This window comes from Actinomycetota bacterium (assembly GCA_030776725.1).
In the GTDB taxonomy this organism is placed as follows: Bacteria; Actinomycetota; Nitriliruptoria; order Nitriliruptorales; family JAHWKO01; genus JAHWKW01.
Genome location: JALYHG010000102.1, coordinates 1 through 5246 on the forward strand (window position 1 = coordinate 1; position 5246 = coordinate 5246).

Below are 5246 nucleotides of genomic sequence, written 5' to 3' on the forward strand. Positions count from 1 at the left end.
GTCCGGATCGCCTTCGTCAGCGGCGCGTCGGTGTGCGCGATCACACGTCGAAGGCGCGGATCGACATGCGCCTCCAGCGCATCACCCTCGGCGACGAAGCGCTGCAAGCGCCTCTGCTCCGCCTGCAGGTACTCCGCGTACCGGCCCAGTTCAGCCAACTCCTCCTGGGCCCGCAGCAGCGTGAAGTAGACAGCCTCGACCTCGTTGCGTCCGACCCGTGGCACGTTGGTCCCCCCGTCCGTGGGTCGTGACGCTACCCCCGTGGTCAGGTCCCTGTCGGTGACGGCCAGGCCGGTTCGGCCAGTGAGTGACGGTTCAGGAGCCGAGCTCCTCGGCGCGACGCTTGAGCTCGTTGAGGCTGGTCTCGAGGATCATCTTCGCGGCCCGCTTCTTCATGAAACCCGGGACCGGGATCACGAGGTCCACCTCGAGCGAGTAGTCGACACGGACGGCGTCGTCCAGGGGTTCGAGGCGGTACTCACCGTTGAGCTGACGTAGTTGTTCGGCCTCGAGCAGGGACCACGTCAACCGGTGCTCGTCGTGGTACGTGTAATCGAGGACGTACTCGACCTCGGCCACCTTGGCGTCGACGCGGTACCAGACGTGCTTGCCGCGCCCCTGATCGTCGGTCTCGCGGATCTCCACGTCGCGGACGTTGCTGGCCCACTCCGGGTACGACTCGTAATCGGTGATGACCCCCATGATCGTCTCTGGCGCGGCGTGAACCTCGATGTCGTCGCTGGCGCGGTCAGCCATGTCAGCACTCCTACCGCTGGACTCCGTGAGCGTAGCCACCGCCCGTCAGGGTTCGCGGATCCGTTCGGCCAGTTCGACGGTGAGCCGCTCGACTCCGGCCTCCAACTCACGCAGCGTCCGCACGTCGCGCCGCACCCGCCGCCGCAGCGTGTTCAGCTCCTGAACGGCCGGGCCCAGCACGTCGGGGCCGTCGCCGTCCCACGCCGGGCACAGCGTCCGGAAATCGCACCAGCGGCAGGCAGAACTCGGTGTCGGGTCGTACTCCCCTGCGAGGACGGCGTCGGCGACCTCGTCGACGGCGCGCCGTGCCGCCTCGAGGTCGATCTCGACGATCGGGACCTGCACGCGCACCCCTACCACGACGAAGTCGAGGGTCACGCAGGCCGGGAGCTGGCCGTACAGGTGCTCGCACGCCAAGGCGTAGATCGCCAGCTGCAGCGATGTGCGGACGTGGTCGCGGTCCTTGACCTTCTTGTTCGTCTTGTAGTCGACGACCTCCAGCGACCCGTCGTCGCGGACGTCGACCCGGTCGATGCAGCCCACGACCAGCGCTCGCTCTCCGAACGGCACCTCGAACCACTTCTCCACGTCGGCGGGGAGCCGGTAGCGGGGCGCCTCGCGGCGATGGAAGCGACGCAACACCGCTTGGGCGTGGCGGTACCAGGTCAGCTGCTCCTCGCGGGTCATCCCGTCGAACCCGGAGCTGTCCCAGCCCTCGTAGAGGTAGCCCAGCACCTCGTCCTCGGTCGGGCACCGCGGCAGCTTCTGGTCGTAGAAGCGCTCGAGCGCGGCGTGCACCGAGCTCCCGAACGACAGGTGGGGGCTGGGTTCTCCCGGGAGTCCGTCGAGGTAGGCGTACCGGAACCGCGCCGGGCAGGTCCGGTAGTTGTCGATCCGTGAGAACGACAGACGCACGCGCCCGTCCGCCCCGATCAGCGGCGGCGACGAGGGCTCCAGCTCACCGTACGTCCCCGCCCCGTCGTCGGTTGTCTGGTCCGTCGGGGCCTGGTCCGTCGGGGCCTGGTCCGTCGAGGCCTGGTCCGTCGAGGCCTGGTCCGTCGAGGCCTGGTCCGTCGGGGCGTGGCCGAACGGTTCCGCGGACCGCCCTGCCCGCCCGTCGCGCTGGATCCCATCGGTGATCGCCATGACGGCGGGACTGTAGCCGCCGGGTGTGACGCGGCGGGTCAGGCGTCCCCAGCCACGATCCGCAGCGCTGCGTCGTGCAGGCGCCCGTTCGACGTGAGCGCGCTGCCCCCCGAGTCGGTGTCGTCGCCGCCGAGAGAGGTCAGGCGTCCCCCGGCGGCCTCGACGATCACCTTCGGTGCGGCGAGGTCCCAGCGGCTGACCTCCGCCTCGACCGCCAGGTCGATCGCTCCGGTGGCCACCAGACAGTGCTGCCAGAAGTCACCGAACCCGCGTTGGCGAGCCGTGCCTGTCGTGAACCGTGCCACGACGTCGAGGCCGACGTCACGGTCGAAGTACCTCAGCCCCCCGAAGGACACGGTGGCGTCGGCGACGTCGTCGACGGCGCTGACGCGGACCTCGGCACCGTCGTGGCGGGCAGGGCCACCCGCGGTCGCATCCCAGCGGCTCCCGAGCGCCGGCGCGGAGATCACGCCGACCACCGGCCGACCGTCGACGGCGAGCGCGATCAGGGTCGCGAACACGGGGATGCCCCGCACGAAGTTCTGGGTCCCGTCGATGGGGTCCAGCACCCAGGTGGGCGCACCCTCGGGGCCGTGCAGGCCGTCCTCCTCACCCAGCACGGCGTCGTTGGGGCAACGTTCGGCCAGCGCGCGACGCATGACCCGTTCTGCCTCGCGGTCGGCGGCGGTCACCGGGGTGCCGTCGGCCTTGCGTTCGGCGGTGCCCCCGCGACCGAAGGCGGGGAGCGTGACGGCGTCGGCCAGGTCTGCGAGCTCGTGGGCCATCCGCAGCGCCCGCTGCAAGCGGGCGCCCTCGACCCTCACCAGTCGAACGACAGATCGTCGAAGCGCATCACGATGTCGTTGGGTTGGACCGTGAGGGTGACCTCTTCCTGCAGCACCCACAGCGGGATGCACGGTCCCTGTCCGGCGTGGCCCATCAGACATACGACGGTCTCGCCGTCGTCCTTCAGGCCAACGATCTGGCGGGCGTAGGACAGCAGCTCCATGAACGAGGCGTTCCCGGCGCGCCGCTTCTGGTAGGTCGACGCCCAACGCGCCTCGGACTTGCCGTAGTTGACCAGCACCTGCCCAGGGCGGAGCTTGGTGAGGCTGCTCAGCGAACGCACGCCTTTCAGGGGCTTGTCCTGTTTGGCGGTCTTGCCCAGTCGGACGGCCGCGGACGGTTCCGCGAGTCGCCCCGGAAGGTCAGACAGCTCGAACGCCCCCGCCGCCTGGGCGGCCTTCTGCCGCTCGACGGGGATGACGACCTCGAGGTTCGTCTTGCTCTTGGCCAACTCGCCTACTCCTGGAGCGTGCGTTGCGGTGAGCCAGCGTACCCGCGACGACCGATGACGCCGTCGTGTGCCACTGTGGTGGACGGTGACGAGCGTCGCCGGCGCCTCGACCTGCGCGAAGGGACCGACCGACTCCCGCGCCCACAGGCCAGGGACGTCAGGGGCTCGTCGCTGAAGTACCCCCAACGGGATTCGAACCCGTGTCACCACCTTGAAAGGGTGGGATCCTGGACCGCTGGACGATGGGGGCGTACCTGACGCGGGGTCCGCGCGACGGTATCAGCCGACGGGGCTGCGGACCGACCGTGGGTGGCGGTCCGCGGCGTTGCGCGGCCCTTGCAGACCCCAACGCAGCACGCGCCACACCGCTTCCACGACGATGGCCCGGCTGATCTTGCTACTCCCCGTTCGACGCTCCACGAACGTGATCGGGATCTCCGTCACGACGAACCCGGCCCGCCACGCGCGCAACACCGTCTCGACCTGGAACGAGTACCCGTCCGAACGTAGCGACTCGACCTCGAGCTCGGCCAGGACCTCACGCCGGAAGGCGCGGTACCCGCTCGTGGCGTCGCGGACGGGGATCCCCGTCACGAGCTGGACGTACAGGTTCCCGCCCCACGACAACAGCCGGCGGTACCACGGCCAGTTACGGGTGTGGCCGCCGCGGACGTAGCGACTGCCGACCACGACGTCCGACGTCCGGGTCGCCTCTAGCAGCTGTGGTAGCTGACCCGGATCGTGCGAGAGGTCGGCGTCCATCTCGACGAAGACGTCGAAGCGCTGCTGCATCCCCCATCGGAACCCCGTCCGGTACGCGGAACCCAGGCCGTGCTTGGCGGCGCGGTGCAGGACGTGCACCCGAGGGTGGGCGGCTGCCAGTTCGTCGGCGATGGTGCCGGTGCCATCCGGCGACGCGTCGTCCACGATGAGCACGTCGACGTCGGCCGCCGTCAGGGCGCGGCGCACGAGATCCGCGACGGTGTCTCGCTCGTTGTAGGTCGGCGTCACGACGAGCGCGCGACCTGGTGGTGATCTCATGCGGCGTCCTGGAGGAGTCGGGCCCGGCGGCGCCTGCGTTCGAGGAGCTGGTACGCCAGGAAGACGAGCCCCGACCACCGGGCGGTGGTCCCCACCACATCCCCGACGCGGAGGAACGGGGTCTCGGCGGTGATGACGGGAACGTCGGCGCGGATGGTGGCACGCTCGAACAGCCCGGTCCGAACCCGGACCCGTCCGTCCGGGTCGACCAGCGCCGATCCCCCGGACAGGGCCGCGTGCACGGCCCACCGTCCGGTCTCCACGGCCCGCAGCTGCGTCTGGGCGATGTGCTGGGCGCTCTGGGCGCTGCGCCCGAACGACGCGTCGTTGGTCACGGCAACCAGAAGTCCCGCGTCGGCAGCCCGGATGTTGCTGCGGACGAGATCCGCGAACAGGGTCTCGAAGCAGACGGCGACGGCGACCCCGGTGGCGTCGGCGCGGATGGTGTGCGGTCCGTTCCCTGCGACCCCGTCGCGTGGCACCTGCCGCAACGGTGGCAGCGCCCCCAGGATCGGCCGCAGAGGGACGTACTCGCCGAACGGCACGTAACGCCGTTTCACGTAGCGGTCGACGACGACCGCGCCGCGGTCGACCAGCGCCACGGCGTTGTAGAAGGTCGCCGGCCGCGGACCGTCCAGGTTCGTCCCGAACAGCAGCTGGCCGCCGACCGCAGCGGCGGCGTCCTCGACGAACGGCAGCAGGTCAGCGCCCGACTCCCGGAACGGGTCGCGGTCGATGCTGCTCTCCGGCCACACGGTGAGATCAGGCCGCCCCGCCGCACGCACCGACCGACGGGTCTCGCTCAGCATCCGCTCAGCGATGGCCAGGTCATCCGCGCGGGCGTCGGCGCTCGGTCGTTGCAGATCGTTGCCCTGCACGGCCAGGACGTCGACGGTGCGCCCCGTGGAGGCGGGCGCCGGGGGAGCCGCCACGGCGCCGAACGCGACCGCCGCAACGGCGGCTGCGACACCGGGCAGGCGGAGCGCCCGGTGCGGGTGCGCCCGGG

At 70.7% G+C, this 5246-nt stretch carries 7 protein-coding genes and 1 tRNA gene; all 8 read right to left on the reverse strand.

The genetic code is table 11. The features are described 5' to 3' along the window. Positions 1–224, reverse strand: a 224-nt coding sequence (locus tag M3N57_04785) for a hypothetical protein (GenBank protein ID MDP9022015.1), incomplete at its 3' end; no start/stop codon positions are given. Positions 225–315: 91 nt separating this feature from the next. Next, positions 316–756, reverse strand: a complete 441-nt coding sequence (locus M3N57_04790; GenBank protein ID MDP9022016.1) for an SRPBCC family protein — start codon at positions 754–756, stop codon at positions 316–318. Positions 757–801: 45 nt separating this feature from the next. Next, positions 802–1902 carry a PD-(D/E)XK nuclease family protein gene (locus tag M3N57_04795; GenBank protein ID MDP9022017.1) on the reverse strand — a complete coding sequence of 367 codons (1101 nt, stop codon included), beginning with the start codon at positions 1900–1902 and terminating at the stop codon, positions 802–804. A 38-nt stretch (positions 1903–1940) separates the two neighbouring features. Then, the gene (locus M3N57_04800; GenBank protein MDP9022018.1) at positions 1941–2726 is read right to left on the reverse strand and encodes a histidinol-phosphatase; all 786 of its coding nucleotides are present in this window, start codon (positions 2724–2726) and stop codon (positions 1941–1943) included. Beyond that, positions 2723–3199, reverse strand: coding sequence for a hypothetical protein (locus M3N57_04805; protein MDP9022019.1), 477 nt, complete (start codon positions 3197–3199; stop codon positions 2723–2725). Before M3N57_04805 ends, M3N57_04800 begins: the two co-directional genes overlap by 4 nt. A 177-nt stretch (positions 3200–3376) precedes the next feature. Next, positions 3377–3449 (reverse strand) — tRNA-Glu (locus tag M3N57_04810). 29 nt (positions 3450–3478) lie between these two features. After that, positions 3479–4240 (reverse strand): polyprenol monophosphomannose synthase, encoded by a 762-nt coding sequence (locus M3N57_04815; protein MDP9022020.1) that lies wholly within the window; start codon positions 4238–4240, stop codon positions 3479–3481. Continuing rightward, positions 4237–5246: apolipoprotein N-acyltransferase (gene lnt, locus M3N57_04820; GenBank protein MDP9022021.1), on the reverse strand; the 1010-nt coding region annotated here is incomplete at its 5' end. The genes lnt and M3N57_04815, both read right to left, overlap by 4 nt.

Bases quoted from the DNA above. Each gene is read 5' to 3' on its own strand.
- M3N57_04790 (MDP9022016.1), bottom strand. From the start codon at position 756: ATGGCTGACCGCGCCAGCGACGACATCGAGGTTCACGCCGCGCCAGAG.
- M3N57_04815 (MDP9022020.1), bottom strand. From the start codon at position 4,240: ATGAGATCACCACCAGGTCGCGCGCTCGTCGTGACGCCGACCTACAAC.
- M3N57_04795 (MDP9022017.1), bottom strand. From the start codon at position 1,902: ATGGCGATCACCGATGGGATCCAGCGCGACGGGCGGGCAGGGCGGTCC.